The sequence below is a fragment of the Streptomyces afghaniensis genome (assembly GCF_044327915.1).
In the GTDB taxonomy this organism is placed as follows: domain Bacteria; phylum Actinomycetota; class Actinomycetes; order Streptomycetales; family Streptomycetaceae; genus Streptomyces; species Streptomyces afghaniensis.
The window spans coordinates 495,139-511,578 of the sequence record NZ_JBIRGJ010000003.1 but is presented as its reverse complement, the minus strand read 5'-3'; the positions used below and the strand labels follow the sequence as shown (position 1 = coordinate 511,578).

Genomic DNA, 16,440 nt, shown 5'->3' with positions numbered 1-16,440 from the left:
CCCCTGAGCGTCCGCCCCGGGCGCGCGGGCAACCTCCGCGCGGTCTGCGACGACCTGACGGTGATACCCCGTCCCCCCACACGAGGGAGATCACCATGCGCAGACACCTCGCACGGCTGCTCACCGTGCTCGCCGTTCTGGCGGCGGCGTTCGCCACCCCCGGCATGGCGAGCGGCAGGGCGCAGGCCGCCGACGAGTGGAACCCGCCCGCGAACCTCGTCCAGCCCCTGAACGAGGTGTGGAACCACGTCGAGTCGACCTACGGCAACCTGTACGGCTTCCGCAACTACGGCTGGGACCAGGTCATGGCCAACCGCGGCAGCGTCAACTACTGCGTCCGCTGGGAGTCCGACGCCCCCGTCAGCGCCGCCCTGCGCGACCGGATCCACGCCGCGCTGAAGAAGCAGTTCGGCAAGTGGATGACGGCCATGACCGAGAACGGCAAGGGGCACAACGCCTGGCCGTACACGACCGTCCCCGTCAACATCGTCGGCTGGGCGGTGAAGAACCGCTCCACCCTCCAGTGGACCGACAACTCCGTCGACATCTACACCGGCATCCTCGACAGCGGCGGCGCCCCGCAGTGCGCCCCGGACTGCGGCCGCTTCTTCCACCAGGACGGCAACTACTCGAAGTGCCCGGGCGGTGCCGCCCGCCACTACGACCAGTCGCTGTGGCTGACCAAGGGCTTCGGCGGCGGCGCGGGCGGTGACTGGGGCCAGCGCATGGGCCAGGAGTACTTCACGGGCGCCCTGAACCAGGAGAACATCCACATCTACCTGCACGAGGTCGGCCACACCTTCGGCCTCGACGACTTCTACGACTGGTCGCCGACCGGCCAGTGCTGCTTCCTGATGAAGGCGGGCAGCGCCACGCAGATCACCGAGTTCGACAAGTGGATGCTGCGTGACTTCTGGCGGCATCTGAAGAGCCGCTACGGCCTCTGACCGACACCGGGCGGCGCGCGCGGCCCCGGCTCCCGTGCCGCTCTCCGGCGTACGGTGGAAGAACCGGGGTAGGCCGCAACCGGTGGCCGACGGTCTCCTGGCCACGCCTCCCGTTTCGCAGCAGGAGCCCTCATGACGTCCGCCTCCTCGCCCCCACCGCCCCTCCCGGCACCCTCCGAGGTCCGGCTGAGGCTCGCGGTCCAGCCCCGCCTCGGCCGCACGGCCCGCCGTATCGACGGGGCGTGGTGGCCCCGGTCGTACGACCTGGCCGCGGAACTGCCCGGGCTGCTGGCCGTGCTGCCGCGCGCCTGGGGCCGGGTCAGCAGCGTCCTGGTCCACGGGGACACCTGGCTGCCCTGCCCGGAGCGGCTGGACGTCGCCGGCCAGGAGGTCCACGTGGGCCGCAGGGAGTCGCCGGCCACCCCGGACACGGTCTGCCTGCTCACGCCCGGCCGGGGCCGCTGGGACCTGCTGGTGGTGCCGCCCGCGACCACGGAGGCGGAGGCGGTCCGGCTCATGGAACAGGCCGTCACGCAGGACGCCTGACGCCGTGCGCGAGTACAGCTAGTGCGCGAGCAGCACCAGGACCAGGGCGATCAGCGCCGGGACGGTCTGCACGAAGAGGATCTTCCGGCTGGCGGTGGCCGCGCCGTACGCCCCCGCGACCGCCACGCACACCAGGAAGAACACCGAGACCTGGAAGCCCACGGGGTCGGACGCCACCGCGCCCCAGAGCAGTCCGGCGGCGAGGAAGCCGTTGTAGAGGCCCTGGTTGGCGGCCAGGGCCTTCGTGCCTTCCGCGAACTCGGCGCTGGTGCCGAAGGCGGCGCGGGCCCGGGGAGTGGTCCACAGGAACATCTCCAGCACCAGGATGTAGGCGTGGAGGGCGGCGAGAGCCAGCACCGCGAGGGTGGCGAGGGTCGACATGCGCCGCATCATCGCAGGCTTGCCCGGCCGCCCTCGCCCGGCCGTCCTCGTTCGGGCCCGCCCGGGAGGCGGAGCGGGGCGCCGGGTGGCAGATTGCGGGCAGTGGAAGGCCGGTCCGGGCCGTCGCGTCCCCGCGTGTGCCGCTCGGGAGCCCGGCCCGGCCTTCCCGCTCGCCAGTGGCGTCGGAGGGGTGCGGTCAGTGCCCGATCCGGAACGTCGCGCCCGCCCGGTCCGTGGCCGTGCCATCATCGCGTTCGAAACTGCGAACATAGTTCGATGAGTCGGCCGGGTACACGCCGGTTCCCGGTTGGCCGTTCGGCCGAGGTGGCGGGGCCTGTCCCGGCGGGAGATTGAGGGCCGGCCCTCGACTCCGTGACAGCGCAAGGGGCCCGTCCCTCCGCACGGTCAGCAGGAGTACGGCCAGGGCCCTTCAGTTCCGGTCCGCCCCGAGCGCTCTCACGGTCGTCGCCGCCGCTGACCGCGTGGCGCTCGGGCTGACCCTGGCCATGTGCCTGATGCCGGCCACGCGCTTCGGCTACCTCGTCCACCCGCTGGTGCAGGCCGGGTGGTTCCGCCGCGACCTCCGTGCGCCCCGAACGCTCTGACGGCCGACTCGCACGTGAAGTCCCCCGGAATCAAGGGCAGTTGTGGTCATTTCTGCCATCGACCGGCCGATAAACGATCATCCCGTGGGTGGATGTAAGGCGCATCCGCTTCCCGTGACGATGACCCCGACCTTTTCGAACACCGAGGAAGGGGAAGGCCGTTGCGTATCGCCCGGCTTCTCGGAACCGTACTGGGCACCACGTTGCTGACGACCACCGCCGTACTGACCGCACCCGCTCACGCCGGCCCGGCCGCGCCGCCCGCGGACCGCACGTCGCTCGACAGAGCCGCTCTGCGCGACTCGCTGGACGCCATCCACGAGGCGGGCATGTACGGCGTCTTCTCGTCCGTCAGAGACGGCGGCGAGCGGTGGAACGGGGCCTCCGGCGTCGCCGACGTGGAGACCGGACGCCCCGTCACCCCGGGCATGCGGCACCGCGTGGGCAGCATCAGCAAGACCTTCACCTCCGTCGCCCTGCTCCAGCAGGTGGAGCGCGGCCGGGTCCGGCTCGACGCGCCCGTCGGCGACTACCTCCCGGACCTCATACCCGGGGAGCGCGGCCGGCAGATCACCGTCCGCATGCTCCTGAACCACACCAGCCATATCGGCGACTACATCGCGGGCGCCTTCCCCTCACTCGTCGAGGGCTCGACCGCCAGCCTCGACGAGGAGCGCTTCCGCTCCATCCGCCCCGGGGAACTGGTCAGGCTGGGCCTCGCGGCCCCGGCCACCGGACGCCCGGGCGAACTGCCCGGCTCGTACTCCAACACCAACTACGTGATCGCCGGGCTGCTCCTGCAGAAGGTCACCGGCCAGGACCCCGAGAAGTACATCACGCGCAAGGTCATCGACCGGGCCGGGCTGCGCCACACGTCCTTCCCCCGCACCCCCTACATCAAGGGCCCGCACCCGCGGATGTACGAGTCGTTCTACGGCCTGATCGACCCGCCGCGCGACTACAGCGTCTACAACATGTCCTGGGCGTACACGGCGGGCGCGGTCGTCTCCACCACCGACGACCTGAACCGCTTCTACCGCGCCCTGCTCGGTGGGAAGCTGATCGGCAAGGCCGCCCTGGACGAGATGACGCGCACGGTCCCGGTCAGCGGCCTCGACTACGGCCTTGGCATCTACGCGCTGGAACTGCCGGGCTGCGGCCGCTTCTGGGGCCACGACGGCGCGGTGTTCGGCGCCGGCACGACCGCGCTGTCCAGTCGGGACGGCAAGCGACAGATGGCTCTCGCGCAGAACCTGATGAAGTACCAGCGCGTCGACGAGAACGGCGAGATGGAGCCGCACGCGATCGACGACGCCCTCTACACGTACGTCGTCCGCGCCCTCTGCCCGGCCGACTCCCCGGCCGCTTCCGAATCCGCTCCCGGGGCCGGTCTCGTGAGCCCGGAAGACGCCCGTGGCGGGCTCAGCAAGCGGTTGCCCGGAATCGACCATTCTCAGTTGACCGGCAGCCTCAAGTTTGGTCAGCTGTCCCACTGATCGTGTTCGATTCTGATCGAGCGTTTCATGGCTCCCTGGGGGGGAGCTTGTGACAAGTTGGGGAGTTTTCTTGATGCATCACGATTCCGCCGTGCTGCGCCGCGCCAGATTCCGGCGCGGCGCGGCGGCCCTGGGCTTCGTGGCGTTGACCGCCGGCACCGCTCTGACGGGCGCGCCGGGCGCCATGGCCGCCGGCAGCGCGGTCGTCGCCGGGAAGACCTGCACGCCGACGGAGGGCTTCTCCGGCTGCCGGCTGTTCGATCCGACCGGCGCCCGTGAGGAGTTCCAGGTCCCGGCCGGCGTCACGGCGCTGGACGTGCGGGCCTGGGGCCAGGGCGGGGAGGGCACCCCCTTCGCCAACGGCGGCGCGGGCGGCTACACCGCCGGCACGCTCAGCGTCACCCCCGGGGAGCGGTTGACCCTCGCGGTCGGCGTCCAGCGCTTCGGTGACGCGCTCGGCGGCGCGGGCGGCGACAAGTACGGCGCTGCCGGCGGCAACAGCAGCGGCGTCCGCACCAGCGACGGCAAGCCGCTGCTCATCGCCGCCGGCGGTGGCGGCGGTGGCTACGGCAGCATGGATGCCGGCCAGGGCGGCCCCGGCGGTGGCGAGCGCGGTCAGGACGACACCGAGTCCGAGCGCGGCGGCAAGGGCGCGGCCGGTGCCACCGGCGGCGCGGGCGGCGGCAACGCCTCCTCCGGCGCCGACGCGTCCGGGGGTGGCAAGGGCGGTGCCGGCGGCTCCGGTTCGGGCGGCGCGGGCGGAGGCGGCGGTGCCGGCTACGCGGGCGGCGGCGGTGGCGGCGGCACGGACGACGACCGGGGTGCGGTCGGCAGCGGCGCGGGCGGCAGCAGCTATGTCGACGCGGACCGGGTGACCGGCGCGCGGCTGCTCAGCGGCAACCGCACGGTGGCCCCCGCCAAGACGGACCCCTTCTGGCAGGCCTCCGACGAGCCGGTGCGCGGCGGCATCGCCGAGGGCGGCGTCAACACCGACCGCTCCGGCAACGGGCGCATCGTGTTCCAGTGGAAGACCCCCGCGATCGCGGAGCTGACCCAGGTCTCCGGAGCCGGCCAGACCACCCAGCCGGGCGGCGGCGCGGACCCGGTGGCCGTGGTGGTCCGGGACAAGGCCGGCAACCCGGTCGAGAACGCCTCCGTCACCTTCACGGTCGAGGACCCGGACAAGCTCGGCGCCTACTTCTTCATCAAGGACGGTGCCGACACCACCGAACTGGCCGTGCCGACCGACGCGCGGGGCCGCGCCCAGTCCGCGCCGCTCGAGACGGGCATCGGCAAGGAGGGCGAGTTCGCGGTCCGCGCCGAGGCCGGGGGCGCCTCCACGGTCTTCACCGTGAAGGTGAAGAAGTCGGCCTACACCGTGAGCGTCGCGGGCGGTGACGACCAGCGCGCCGAGCAGGGCAAGGCCTTCGAGGAGGCCCTCCAGGCCCGTGTGGTCAAGTCGGGCGCCACGGCACCGGCCGGTACGGAGGTCGAGTTCCGGGTCGAGGACGACAGCGACGACGCCCCCCGCTTCGAGGACGGCGAGCAGGTCGTCCGCGTCAAGACCGACGACTCGGGCAAGGCCACGGCCCCGACCCTGACCGCCGGTGAGGGCACGGGCACGTACACGGTCGCCGCGTCGGTCGGCGACGCCATGACCCAGTTCGCGGTCGAGGTCGTCGCCGGCGACGCGTCCGCCTCGCCGTCCCCGAGCCCCTCGGCGGATCCGACCGCCTCGGCCGACCCGAGCCCGTCGCCCAGCGCGAGCTCGTCCGGCACGTCGGGTACGACCGGCGGCACCGGGTCCTCGACCACGGGCGGCACGTCGACCGACCTCGACAGCGGCAGCCTCGCCTCGACCGGCGCCGGCGGCATCGGCATCCTCCTCGCGGCAGCGGCGGCCCTGGCCACGGCGGGCTTCGTGGCGTTCCGCTTCGGCCCGCGCCTGAAGCTCCGCTCGCGCGACGGCGCCTGACGTCAGGCCACTCCGACTGCCCGCACCCGATCACCGGGTGCGGGCAGTCGCCGTTTCGGCGGCCGGAGAAGCGGATGGTGAGAGAGGGGCGCGTTTTGCGGAACCTTTGCCCGGGGGCCGGGCGTTGATCCCGTGAGCGCGCGGGAGCGGGTTCGCGAGATGACTCCGACTAATACCGAGGTGACTCAATGGCAGTGTGGGACAAGCTCAAGGACCAGGCCAAGGCTCTGCAGCAGGCGCAGAGCGGGCGCGGCACGACCGGTGGGCACAGCGCGACCGGTGGGCACAGCGGGGGGTCGAGGTCCGGCGGTGGCGGCAAGGCCCAGCTGATCGGCTTGTTCAAGACGCAGCTCGGGTCGCTGAAGAACGAGCTGAAGAGCGGTGCGTACCGGGACGCGAGCATGGCGATGTGTGCCCTGGTCGCGGCGGCCGACGGGCAGGTGGACCCGTCCGAGCGGCAGCAGGTCGAGTCGATGATCCTGAGCAACGACGTGCTGCAGAACTTCCCGCCGGAGCAGCTGCGCCAGCGTTTCAACAAGCATGTGGACCAGCTGACGATGAACTTCCAGCACGGCAAGGCCGAGGCCATGCAGGAGATCGCCAAGGCCGCCAAGAAGCCCACCGAGGCCAGGGCCGTGATCCAGACCGGCATGGTCATCGCCGGGGCCGACGGCCACTTCTCCCAGGCCGAGGCGCAGGTCCTGCGCGAGGCCTGCGCGGCGTTGGGGGTGTCTCCCGCCGAGTTCCAGCTCTGACCGGCGGCACGGCGACACCGGCGCGGCGGCCCCGGGGGCCCGCCTACTGCGGAGCGCGCAGCGCGTCCACGGCCAGGCGGGCCGCCGTGCCGATGACGGCGTCGGCGGCGGGCAGGAGCGCCGAGGTGCGGGCCGTGCGCGTGAAGACGGCGACGGCGTAGCGGCCCCCGTCGGGGTACTCGACGACGCCGACCTCGTTGCGCACGGTCGGCAGGCTGCCCGTCTTGCCCGCCACATGGACGTCGTCGAAGGGGAAGCCGGAGGCCATCCGGTGCGGCCACACCTGGAGTCCGAGGATCCGGCGGATGGCCGCGCCGTGCTCGGGTATGCACGCCTCGTCCCGCCAGACGGCGGCGAGCAGCCGCGTCATGTCGCGCGGGGTGCTGTGGTTGGTGCGGGCCGGGTCGAGTGCCCGCAGCCGGGCGACGACGTGCGGGTCGGCCAGCGACCGCGCGCCGCCCGGACCGGCGTCCTCCTTGATGGTGGCGAGGAGTTCGCCGAAGGTGTGGACGGCGTACGTGCGGGTGAGGCCGAGGCGGGCCGTGGTGCGATTGACGGCGTCGAGACCGACGCGTGCCAGCAGCAGGTCGGCGGCGGCGTTGTCGCTGACGGACATCATCAGATAGGCGAGGTCGCGCAGCGACAGGCGGGCGCCGTCGAGCATGGCGGCGAGCCCCGTCGGGCCGGCGGTGCGGCTCTCCGGCGGGCACTCGACCTGCTCGGTGAGGTCCAGCAGCCCCGCCGCGGCCTGCTCGTGGAGCGTGACGAGCAGACACAGCTTGTGGACGCTGGCGGTGCAGACCGGCTGGTCCGCCCCGGCGTCGAGCTGCGCGCCGCTGTCGATGTCGAGGGCGTGCAGCCGGCCGGTGACCCCGGCGTCGGCGAAGGCCGCGTGGATGCGGGCGAGGGCGTCGGTCACAGCCAGTACTCCGATGCCGGGCGCAGGTGCAGCGGGCGGGAGGGCAGGTCGGGGGTCGCACCGGCGGTGCTGCGCAGCGCGTGCGTGGCGGCCTCGGCGAACGCGGACACGGCGGCGTCCCCGCGCCCCGCGGGCCAGGCCACGGAGTGCCGCAGGGCCAGTGGCGCGCCGGTGAGGGGCCGCCATACGACGCCCCCTTCCGGGTCCGCGTCCTCTTTGGCGTGCCCGTGGGTGTCCCGCGGGCTGAACGCCACCGCCTCGGTCGACAGCACCAGTCCGCGCACGAAGCTGGCGCCCTGGGCGTGGCGTACGGCGGGCGGGGTGTAGCCGTTGCGGGCGCAGGTGGTCAGGAGGTCGTCGTAGACGGCGGGGGCGCCGGCGCGGGGGAAGAGGATCAGGTCGTGGCCGGTGAGGGAGGCGAGGGGGACCTCGTCGAGCTCGGCCGCCGCGGCGCCCCGCGGCAGCAGTACGCCCAGTTCACGTCGCAGCACCGGGCTCAGCTCCAGCCCGGAGACGTCACAGGGGTGGTGGATGAGCCCGACGTCCAGTTCGTGCGCGGCGAACCGCTCCAGTTGCTGGGCGGTGGGCAGCTCGTGCAGTTCCAGTTCCACGCCGGCGCGACCGGCGTCGGCGAAGCCCGCGAGCAGCGCGGCGACCGTGTCGCCGGATATGTCGGGCGGCAGCGCGGCGCGCAGCAGGCCGGTCTCGCCGTCCCGGATGCGGCGTGCGGTGGCCATGAGCGCCTCGGAGCGGGCGAGCACCTCCCGCGCCTCGGGCAGCAGCAGCGCCCCGGCCTCGGTGATGGTCACCTGACGGCTCGTGCGTTCGAAGAGCCGGACGCCCAGGTGCCGCTCCAGGCGCTGGATGCGCTGCGAGAGCGGCGGCTGGGCCATGCCCAGACGAGCCGCGGCACGGCCGAAGTGTGACTCTTCTGCAACAGCCACGAAGCACTCCAGGTGCCGCACCAGGTCCACGAACAGTAACCATATCCGGTATTGATCGATGCGAGATCGATAAAGGTCTTGGACAGAGTGCCCACGCCGCTGCTGTTCTCGGCGCATGGACTCCCTTGCCGAATTCTCCAGCGTCACTCGGGACCGCAGACCGCGCCGAAACGCCGTGCAGGCCGTCACCGCGGGCGCGGTGGTGCTGGCCGTCGCCGCGGGCGGGGCGTACGCGGCCGGTCTCGGTCCCTTCGAGCGGGACACCGGTCCCGACCCCGCGGCCGCGGAACAGGCCCGCGCGTTCCTCGCCGACTGGGCCGCCGGCCGGCTGCCCAGCGCGGCCGGCCGTACGACCAGTCCCGGTACGGCACAGCGGGTGCTGGACAGCTTCACCGCCGGACTGGACATCACGGAGCCCGAACTCAAGGCCAAGCCCGCGACCGAGGCGGAGGACGGCACGGTCACCGTCCCGTTCACCGCCCGGATGCCCGTCGAGGGCCTGGGCACCTGGACCTACGAGTCGAAGCTGCCGCTGCGCGAGCAGAGCGACGGCAACTGGAAGGTGGACTGGACGCTGTCCGTCGTCCACCCGCGCCTGAGCGGCACCGAGAAGTTCCGCCTCGAACGCGAGGAGACCGAGCCCCCCGAAGTCACCGACCGGGAGGGCACGGCCCTGTCGGGTGCGCAGTTCCCCTCCCTCGGACCGGTCATGGCGCAGCTCGGCGGGGGCGGCGGGGGCACCGGCCCGCGCGGGGCGATCCACCTGGTCGACCGGGCCACCGGGAAGGTCGAGCGCACGGAGGCCCGGTTCGGCGCGCGGACGGTCCGGGAGGAGGGCCCGGTCCGCACGACCCTCGACGCCGGCTGGCAGACCGCCGCCGAGAAGGCCCTGGCCGCCCACGCCGACGGCAAGAACGCCGCGCTCGTCGCCCTGCGCATCGACGACGGCGAGATCCTGGCCGTGGCGAACTCCCCGTCCTCCGGCTTCAACCGCGCGCTGTCCGGCACCTATGCGCCCGGCTCCACCTGGAAGATCGTCACCACCAGCGCCCTGCTGCTCAAGGACGCCGTCGCACCGGACGACGTGGTGGACTGCCCCAAGTACCTCACGGTGGGGAAGCGGTTCCAGAACGTGGAGCTGTCCGCGCACCCGGGCGCCACCTTCCGCAAGGACTTCACCGAGTCGTGCAACACCGCGTTCATCAGCCTGCGCGACCGGCTCGACGACGGGGAGCTCGGCGAGGTGGCCCGCAGGTACTTCGGCGTCGGGCAGGAGTGGCACGTCGGGGCGCCCTCGTACGACGGCTCGGTGCCGGTGCCGAAGGACGAGACGGAGAAGGCCGCCTCGATGATCGGGCAGGGCCGGGTGCAGGCCAACCCGCTGATCATGGCGTCCGTCACCGCGACGGCCGTCTCCGGCACTTTCCACCAGCCCTCGCTCACCGAGGGGGACACCGAGGGGCACACCGAGGGGCACACCGAGGGTGACGAGGACACGACCCGCACGACCCCGCTGCCGCGGGGCGTCGTCGCGCAGTTGCGCGAGATGCTGCGCGCCACCGTCACCGACGGCACCGCGCGCGTCCTGTCCGACCTGCCCGGCGAGATCGGCGCCAAGACCGGCACCGCCGAGGTCTCCGACGACCAGGACAACAACGGCTGGCTCGTCGCGCACCGCGGCAACGTCGCCGTCGCCTGCGTCGTCGAGGAGGGCGTCACCGGCGGCGGCTCCGCCGGGCCGGTCGTCCGCGCTCTGCTGGGCGCCGCCCCCGCCGACTCCGAGTGACCTGAGCAACCCAGTGATCCGAGTGAAAGGAGCACCACGCATGCCCGTCGACGGGCCCGACTCGTCCCGCCGCGCCTTCCTGGCCGCCGCGGCGTTACTTCCCCTGGCCGGCTGCGGCACGGCCGGCACCGGCCGGGCGGACCGAGCCGCCACGACAGCCCGGCCCACCCCGAGGCCGAGCCGCCGTGCCCCCGCCCCGCCCGTCCACCGTCCGCGCCTCGCGGACCTGGAGCGCGAGTACGGCGCCCGCGTCGGCGTCCACGCCCTCGCGACCGGCACCGGCGCCACGGCGGTCCACCGCGCCGACGAGCGTTTCGCGTTCTGCTCGGTCTTCAAGGCCCTGGCCGCGGCGGCGGTCCTGCACCACCGCTCCCTCGACGGCCTGGACCGGCGCGTCACGTACACGCGGGCCGACCTCAAGTCCACCGCGCCGGTCACCGGACGGCACGTCGCGACCGGCATGACCCTGCGCGAACTCTGCGACGCCGCCGTCCGTCACAGCGACGGCACGGCCGGCAACCTGCTCATGCGCGACCTCGGCGGCCCCGCGAAGCTCACCGCCTATCTGCGCGGACTCGGCGACACCGTCAGCCGCATGGACCACTACGAACCCGAACTGCACGACGTACGGCCGGGGGACCCCAGCGACACCACCACACCCCGCGCCGTCGCAGCCGACTTCCGCGAGCTGCTCCTGGGCACCGCCCTGCCCGCCGGGGAACGCGCCCTGCTGACGGACTGGCTCTCGCACAACGCCACCGCGGTCGGCGCCCGCCGCATCCGGGCCGGACTCCCCAAGGGCTGGCAGGTGGCCGACAAGACCGGCACGGGCAACTACGGCAGGGCCAACGACATCGCGATCGTCCGCCCGCCCCGCACCGCACCGCTCGTCTTGGCCGTCATGACAGACCGGCCCGGCTACGACGCCGAACCCTCCGACGCCCTGATCGCCGAAGCCACCGCACGCACCATCACCGCCCTGGGGTTCTAGAGGCCCCCGGGCCCCGGGTGGCTTATAACGGGGCCATGATCTACCACTCCATACCGCTCACCGACTGGCACGCCGCCCCCGACGGGCCGTACGCACCCGCCTCCCTCGCCGAGGAGGGCTTCGTGCACTGCTCACCGGACGAGCCGACCACGCTCGCCGTCGTGAACGCCTTCTACCGGGACGCGCCCCGGCCCCTGCTGGTGCTCGCCCTCGACGAGGCCCGCCTCACCGCGCGGGTGGAGTGGGAGGCGGCGGACCCCGCCCCGCCGCCCGGCGTCGACGAGGCCACCCTCTTCCCGCACGTGTACGGCCCCCTCGACCGGGACGCCGTCGACCACGTCCTGGAGGTGCGGTGGGACGAACAGGGCCGGGCCGTCGGCCTCGGGAACACGAACGGGTGAGCGGTAGGACAGGATGACCCGGTGAGCGAAACACACGTCACCGACAAGGCCCCCGAACCCACGCCGGGCCCCGCCCTGCGCCCGGTCCGCGGCGCGGCCCGCTGCGCCGTCGTCGCGCTCGGCCTCGCCGCGCTGGCCTGGGCGGCCCGGGCGGTCTGGCACGTCCGGCTGGCCATGACCGGGCAGCCGTCCTCCGGCCCGCCGGACCAGGGCGGCGGCACCCACCGCCCGCTGACCGCCCTGGAGGACTCCTACCACCTGGTCAGTTCCGTGGGCGCCGCCGTCACCGTGGTCTGCGCGCTCGCGTTCCTGTCCTGGCTGGACCGAGTCCGCGACAACGCCCGTGCCCTGTCGGGCGCGGAGCCGCGGTACGCGTATTTCTGGCTCTTGCTGGGCTGGGTCGTCCCCGTCGTGAACCTGTGGATACCCCGGGGCATCGTCGCGGACGCCCACCGGTCCGTCTTCCCCGACCGGCGGCTGCCGGCCGTCGTGAACTGGTGGTGGGGCCTGTGGCTGGCCGGTCTGGCCGGCGGGGTGGGCCTCGTCTACGCCGACTCCACGGACGAGGTCATCGCCCGCGCCTACACCGACGTCCTGCCCCTGCTCGCCGCCGACGCGGTGATCGTGGCGGCGGCCGGGACCGCCGCCCTCATGATCCGCACGCTCACCACGGCACTGCAGCAGCGCATGGACGAGGCGGCACGCCCCGCCGCCTGAGCGGTCCGCTACCGCTCCCGGGGCCGGTACACCGACGCCACGAACGAGGCGGTCACCCGCACCGGCAACGCCAACTCCGCCACCCGGCGCCGCAGTTCCGCGTCATCGACGTGACGCGCGGCCGGGCTCATGGTCACCAGACCGGTGACGTCCTCGGCGGTGAGGCTCATGGCGTACTCCAGCGACTCTGCGCGCTCGTGCCGGAAGCGGTCCGCCAACGTCCGGCGCAGGCGCTCCTCCTTCCTGGGGTCGACCGTCAGCAGCCCCACAAAGCCGCGCAGTTCGTGCAGATGCCGGTCGCTGGGCGTGACGACGAGCAGGGCGCCGTCGGGCCGCAGGACGCGGTGGAACTCCGGCCCGTTGCGGGGCGCGAAGACGTTGAGCAGGAGATGGGCGGAGCCGGACCGGACCGGCCACGGCTGCCAGACGTCCCACCCGGCGGCCTCACCGCGGGCGTGGGCCCGGGCCGCGGCGCGCAGGGCGTGCGTGGAACTGTCCAGCCCGAGCCCCAGGGCCCCGGGGAGCGCGTCCAGGACCGACGCGAGGTAGTGGCCGGTGCCCGCCCCGGCGTCCAGTACGACGGCGTCGGGCGGGGCGAGTTCCGTGGCGAGCCTCGCGAGGGTACGGGCGAGCGGGTCGTAGTGCCCGGCCCGGAGGAACGCGCCGCGGCACCTGACCATGTCGGCGGAGTCGGCGCTCGCGGCCCGCCGGTGGCCGGTCAGCAGACTGACGTAGCCGTGGCGGGCGATGTCGAAGGTGTGCCGGCCCGCGCACCGCAGCGCACCGTCGGCGCGCTCCAGGCCCGACGGGCACAGGGGGCAGGTCAGGACGGTCAGCAGCCGGTCGGACGGGCGGTGTCGGCCGGTTGCCGCAGGGGTGGTCGGCATGGATGCTCCTCGACGGCTCAGCGGGACGAAGCACAGCGCTGAGCCGGATGCAGGCGGTGAACGGCGGGTCGTAGGCGCCCGCGGACGGCGGGCACGCCGAGGACGGCGACGTGATCGGCTCACGTCGCCGTCCTCACCGCGGTGTCAGAGGAAGCAGTGCGGAATGCCGGTGCATGCCATACGGCAAGCCTACTGGCCGCCGCCGAACGTCACGACGAGCCGCCCGTCCGAGCCGAACGACCAGCGCAGGGCGCCGGCGTAGGAGGCGCAGCGGGAGCCGTTCGAGCCGGACCAGAACTGGTTCGAGCTGTCGGAGTTTCCGATGATCCGGTCGTTGGACCCGCTGTCGCACGAGGTGTTGTTCCGGAACACCGACGTGCTGCCCGAGTCGAAGTTGAAGTTGCGCTGCTCGTTGCCGATGCTCACGTTGTCCGAGACCTGCATCGCGCCGGTGTTGCTGTTGTAGGTGAAGCCGTGCTTGCCGTTCTGGTAGGCGATGCTGCGCCGGACGACGTGATTGACGCCGATGTCGTCGCCGCCGAGCTTGTAGCCGTTGCGGTCGCCGTTGCCGGCCTGGGAGCCGTCGCTGAGGGTGCCGTTGTCGTAGGCGAGGGAGTCCTCGATGGTCACCGCGCCGATGGGGCCGGTGTCCGTCTTGGTGTAGAGGTCGTAGCCGTCGTCGATGTTGTTGTGCGCCACGGTGTAGCGGAAGACGTTCCCGGGGCCGACGGTGAGCTTCGGGGCGAAGCCGTCGGCGTCCTCGCCGTCGGAGTCGACGTTGTCGTGCGATTCCGCGCTCAGGATCAGATTGTTGGACGGCCACTGGTCCTTGGGCGTGCTGGAGAGCGCCCGCGAGAGCTGGAGCCCCGAGTCGCGGTTGAAGCGGGTCACCGTGCGCTCGATGACGTTGTTGCTGCCGCCGACGAAGATGCCGTTGTCCCCGGCCCGTTCGACGACGATGCCCTTGACGTGCCAGTACGACGCGTTGACGGCGAGGCCGCGGTTGGCCGGGTCCTCGCTCTGGGCGGAGAAGTTCAGCACGGGGGTCTCGCCCGGGTAGGCGAACAGTTCCGTGCGGTCGCCGGACGTGCCGTTCCTGCCCGCCGGGATGGTGACGGTCTGGGAGTGGCGGTACGTCCCGCCGCGCAGGTAGATCGTGCCGCCCGCGGAGATGCGGCTGATCGCCGAGGTGAGGGTCGTCGGGTCCGACTCCGTGCCGGCCGCGCCGTCCGTGCCGCCCGGGGACACGTACAGGACCGGGCCCGTGGGCTGCGGGTCGCTGCCGCTCGTCTCGACGTCGACGTGGTCGATGTTGGGCAGACCGGCGGAGGTGGTCGGGGCGAGCCGGACGGTGTTGCCGCCCGAGCGCAGCGGCACGGTGAGCGTCTTGGTCGCCCAGGTGTTCCAGGCGCCGGTGCCCTCGAAGGACGCCGTGGCGGCCGTCGTGCCGTTGACCACGATGTTCGCGGCGCGCGCGGAGGTCGTGCCGTTGGCGAAGCGGACCTTCAGGGTCGCCGTGCCGGCGGCGGACGCGGTCACGGTGAACTGGGCGTAGCCGCCGGTTCCGTTGTCGCCGTTGCAGAACCCGCTGCCGGAGTATCCGGTCCAGTTCGATTCGATGGCGCCGGTGCAGACCGCCGGCGCTGTCTCGGCCTCGTAGCGGGTGGTCGCCGCCTGTGCCGTGTTCCCGGACAGCGCGACGAGGCTGCCGGCCAGGAGGCCGACGGACGCGATCACTGGTCTCAGGTGCATCGTTCGTCTCCAAGGTGAGATCGGACGCAGGGGACTGGCTGGAGTAAGCGCTTTCTGGGAACGTAGGAGCTTGCCGTGAACGCGTCAATAGACGTGTACATGATTCTCATTCACACTCATGAACACCTCGTCGTCCGGCTCCTTAACTTCGACGGCTACCGTCCGCCCGGTGAACGAACTGTCGGCTGTGTACCTGCCGGAGCTGACCGCCGGGCGGCTGCTGGGCTCCTGGCGGCTGGACGTTCCCGCGGTGCTCCTCGTCGTCGTCCTCGGCGCGCTCTACGGCTGGGGTGTCGCGCGCGTACGCGGCCGGGGCGGCTCCTGGCCGCCGGCGCGCCTCGCCGCGTTCGTCGTGCTCGGGCTGGGCACGATCGTCGTGGCCACCATGTCCGGGCTGGCCGTCTACGACCATGAACTGTTCTGGCCCGCCGCCGTGCAGAACGTCGCCCTCGATCTGCTCGCGCCGCTGGGTCTCGCCCTCGGCGACCCGCTGCGGCTCGCGGTCGAGGCGCTGCCGGAGGGCGGTGCGGGCCGGGTACGGCGCATCATGACCGGCCGGCTGGTCAGGACACTGACGTTCCCCCTCGTCAGCACGGTCCTGGTGCTGGCCACGGAACTGACCGTCTACTTCACGCCGTACTTCGCCACGGCGCTGCGCGTGGGCTGGCTGCACGAGCTGATGTACCTGCAGCTGCTGCTGGCCGGCTGCCTGTTCGTCCTGCCGGTGCTCACCCGCGAAGAGGCCCTGCCCGCCTGGTGCACCCACCCCGTCCGGGCGGCCCTGGTCTTCCTGGACGGCATCGTCGACGCCGTCCCCGGGCTGGTCGTCATGACGCACGGCACCCTGATCGCAGGCGCCTGGTACCTGCACCACGCACCGCCCTGGTCCCCCGACGTCCACCACGACCAGCAGATCGGCGGCGGCGCCATGCTCGGCATCGCCGAACTGGCCGCGCTGCCCTTCCTGCTGACGATCCTCGCCCAGTGGGCCCGCGCGGAACGCGCCCAGTCGGCGGCGCTGGACCGCCGGCTGGACGGCGAACTCACCCCGGCCGCCCCGGAGCCCGAGGGCGGCCAGGCCGCTCCCGAACTGGTGCGGCCCTGGTGGGAGACCGAGAAGAGCGAGGTGGCGCAAAGGGTGCGACGCCAGGGGCACGGCGCCGGGCAGGCTGAACCGTATGGCGACCTATGACACTCTCGGCACGGCCTACGCCCGGACACGGCGCCCCGACCCACGGATCGCCGCCCGGATCCGTGCCGCGCTCGGCGACGACGTCACGGACGTCCTCAACGTCGGAGCGGGCAGCGGCTCGTACTAACCACCGGAGACGGTCCTCG

General features: G+C 72.8%; 17 protein-coding genes. 12 read left to right on the top strand and 5 right to left on the bottom strand.

Features of this window, described 5'->3' with window-relative positions:
• Nucleotides 1–95 precede the first annotated feature (95 nt).
• Nucleotides 96–947, top strand: a complete 852-nt coding sequence (locus tag ACH4G3_RS12715; RefSeq protein WP_397624461.1) for a hypothetical protein — start codon at nt 96–98, stop codon at nt 945–947.
• A 132-nt stretch (nt 948–1,079) separates the two neighbouring features.
• Nucleotides 1,080–1,493 (top strand): DUF5994 family protein, encoded by a 414-nt coding sequence (locus ACH4G3_RS12710; protein WP_397624460.1) that lies wholly within the window; start codon nt 1,080–1,082, stop codon nt 1,491–1,493.
• Between the two features lie 18 nt (nt 1,494–1,511).
• Here the strand turns inward: ACH4G3_RS12710 and ACH4G3_RS12705 are convergent, their stop codons facing one another.
• The gene (locus tag ACH4G3_RS12705; RefSeq protein WP_354737496.1) at nt 1,512–1,874 is read right to left on the bottom strand and encodes a DUF1304 domain-containing protein; all 363 of its coding nucleotides are present in this window, start codon (nt 1,872–1,874) and stop codon (nt 1,512–1,514) included.
• Between the two features lie 482 nt (nt 1,875–2,356).
• Here ACH4G3_RS12705 and ACH4G3_RS12700 point away from each other — a divergent pair, with 482 nt between their 5' ends.
• The 4 genes from ACH4G3_RS12700 (at nt 2,357) to ACH4G3_RS12685 (ending at nt 6,705) form a co-directional block, all read left to right on the top strand.
• Nucleotides 2,357–2,479: a hypothetical protein gene (locus ACH4G3_RS12700; protein WP_397624459.1), complete on the top strand. Its 123-nt coding sequence runs from the start codon at nt 2,357–2,359 to the stop codon at nt 2,477–2,479.
• A 161-nt stretch (nt 2,480–2,640) separates the two neighbouring features.
• Nucleotides 2,641–3,975: a serine hydrolase domain-containing protein gene (locus ACH4G3_RS12695; RefSeq protein ID WP_397624458.1), complete on the top strand. Its 1,335-nt coding sequence runs from the start codon at nt 2,641–2,643 to the stop codon at nt 3,973–3,975.
• A gap of 73 nt (nt 3,976–4,048) precedes the next feature.
• Nucleotides 4,049–5,950, top strand: a complete 1,902-nt coding sequence (locus ACH4G3_RS12690; protein WP_397624457.1) for a glycine-rich protein — start codon at nt 4,049–4,051, stop codon at nt 5,948–5,950.
• Between the two features lie 188 nt (nt 5,951–6,138).
• Entirely contained in the window at nt 6,139–6,705 is a 567-nt protein-coding gene (locus tag ACH4G3_RS12685; protein ID WP_397624456.1) for a tellurite resistance TerB family protein, read from the top strand.
• 43 nt (nt 6,706–6,748) lie between these two features.
• Here ACH4G3_RS12685 and ACH4G3_RS12680 read toward each other — a convergent pair whose 3' ends face one another.
• The gene (locus ACH4G3_RS12680; RefSeq protein ID WP_397624455.1) at nt 6,749–7,624 is read right to left on the bottom strand and encodes a serine hydrolase; all 876 of its coding nucleotides are present in this window, start codon (nt 7,622–7,624) and stop codon (nt 6,749–6,751) included.
• Nucleotides 7,621–8,598 carry a LysR family transcriptional regulator gene (locus tag ACH4G3_RS12675; protein WP_397624454.1) on the bottom strand — a complete coding sequence of 326 codons (978 nt, stop codon included), beginning with the start codon at nt 8,596–8,598 and terminating at the stop codon, nt 7,621–7,623. Before ACH4G3_RS12675 ends, ACH4G3_RS12680 begins: the two co-directional genes overlap by 4 nt.
• 85 nt (nt 8,599–8,683) lie before the next feature.
• Here ACH4G3_RS12675 and ACH4G3_RS12670 point away from each other — a divergent pair, with 85 nt between their 5' ends.
• From ACH4G3_RS12670 to ACH4G3_RS12655, 4 genes are read left to right on the top strand one after another with little or no spacing between them, the layout of a single operon-like run.
• Nucleotides 8,684–10,354: a penicillin-binding transpeptidase domain-containing protein gene (locus ACH4G3_RS12670; protein ID WP_397624453.1), complete on the top strand. Its 1,671-nt coding sequence runs from the start codon at nt 8,684–8,686 to the stop codon at nt 10,352–10,354.
• A gap of 40 nt (nt 10,355–10,394) precedes the next feature.
• A complete protein-coding gene (bla, locus tag ACH4G3_RS12665; protein WP_397624452.1) occupies nt 10,395–11,345 on the top strand; it encodes a class A beta-lactamase in 951 nt (316 codons plus the stop codon).
• 35 nt (nt 11,346–11,380) lie between these two features.
• Nucleotides 11,381–11,746 carry a DUF952 domain-containing protein gene (locus ACH4G3_RS12660; protein WP_397624451.1) on the top strand — a complete coding sequence of 122 codons (366 nt, stop codon included), beginning with the start codon at nt 11,381–11,383 and terminating at the stop codon, nt 11,744–11,746.
• Between the two features lie 21 nt (nt 11,747–11,767).
• Entirely contained in the window at nt 11,768–12,463 is a 696-nt protein-coding gene (locus tag ACH4G3_RS12655; protein WP_397624450.1) for a DUF4328 domain-containing protein, read from the top strand.
• Between the two features lie 8 nt (nt 12,464–12,471).
• Here the strand turns inward: ACH4G3_RS12655 and ACH4G3_RS12650 are convergent, their stop codons facing one another.
• Both ACH4G3_RS12650 and ACH4G3_RS12645 read right to left on the bottom strand, forming a co-directional pair.
• Nucleotides 12,472–13,350 carry a putative RNA methyltransferase gene (locus ACH4G3_RS12650; RefSeq protein WP_397624449.1) on the bottom strand — a complete coding sequence of 293 codons (879 nt, stop codon included), beginning with the start codon at nt 13,348–13,350 and terminating at the stop codon, nt 12,472–12,474.
• A gap of 189 nt (nt 13,351–13,539) precedes the next feature.
• The gene (locus ACH4G3_RS12645; protein WP_397624448.1) at nt 13,540–15,102 is read right to left on the bottom strand and encodes a carbohydrate-binding protein; all 1,563 of its coding nucleotides are present in this window, start codon (nt 15,100–15,102) and stop codon (nt 13,540–13,542) included.
• Between the two features lie 169 nt (nt 15,103–15,271).
• On the opposite strand from ACH4G3_RS12645, the gene ACH4G3_RS12640 reads away from it, so the two are divergent.
• Both ACH4G3_RS12640 and ACH4G3_RS12635 read left to right on the top strand, forming a co-directional pair.
• A complete protein-coding gene (locus ACH4G3_RS12640) occupies nt 15,272–16,294 on the top strand; it encodes a cytochrome c oxidase assembly protein (protein ID WP_397624447.1) in 1,023 nt (340 codons plus the stop codon).
• Nucleotides 16,281–16,421 carry a hypothetical protein gene (locus tag ACH4G3_RS12635; protein ID WP_397624446.1) on the top strand — a complete coding sequence of 47 codons (141 nt, stop codon included), beginning with the start codon at nt 16,281–16,283 and terminating at the stop codon, nt 16,419–16,421. The genes ACH4G3_RS12640 and ACH4G3_RS12635 overlap by 14 nt, the downstream gene beginning before the upstream one ends.
• Nucleotides 16,422–16,440 lie beyond the last annotated feature (19 nt).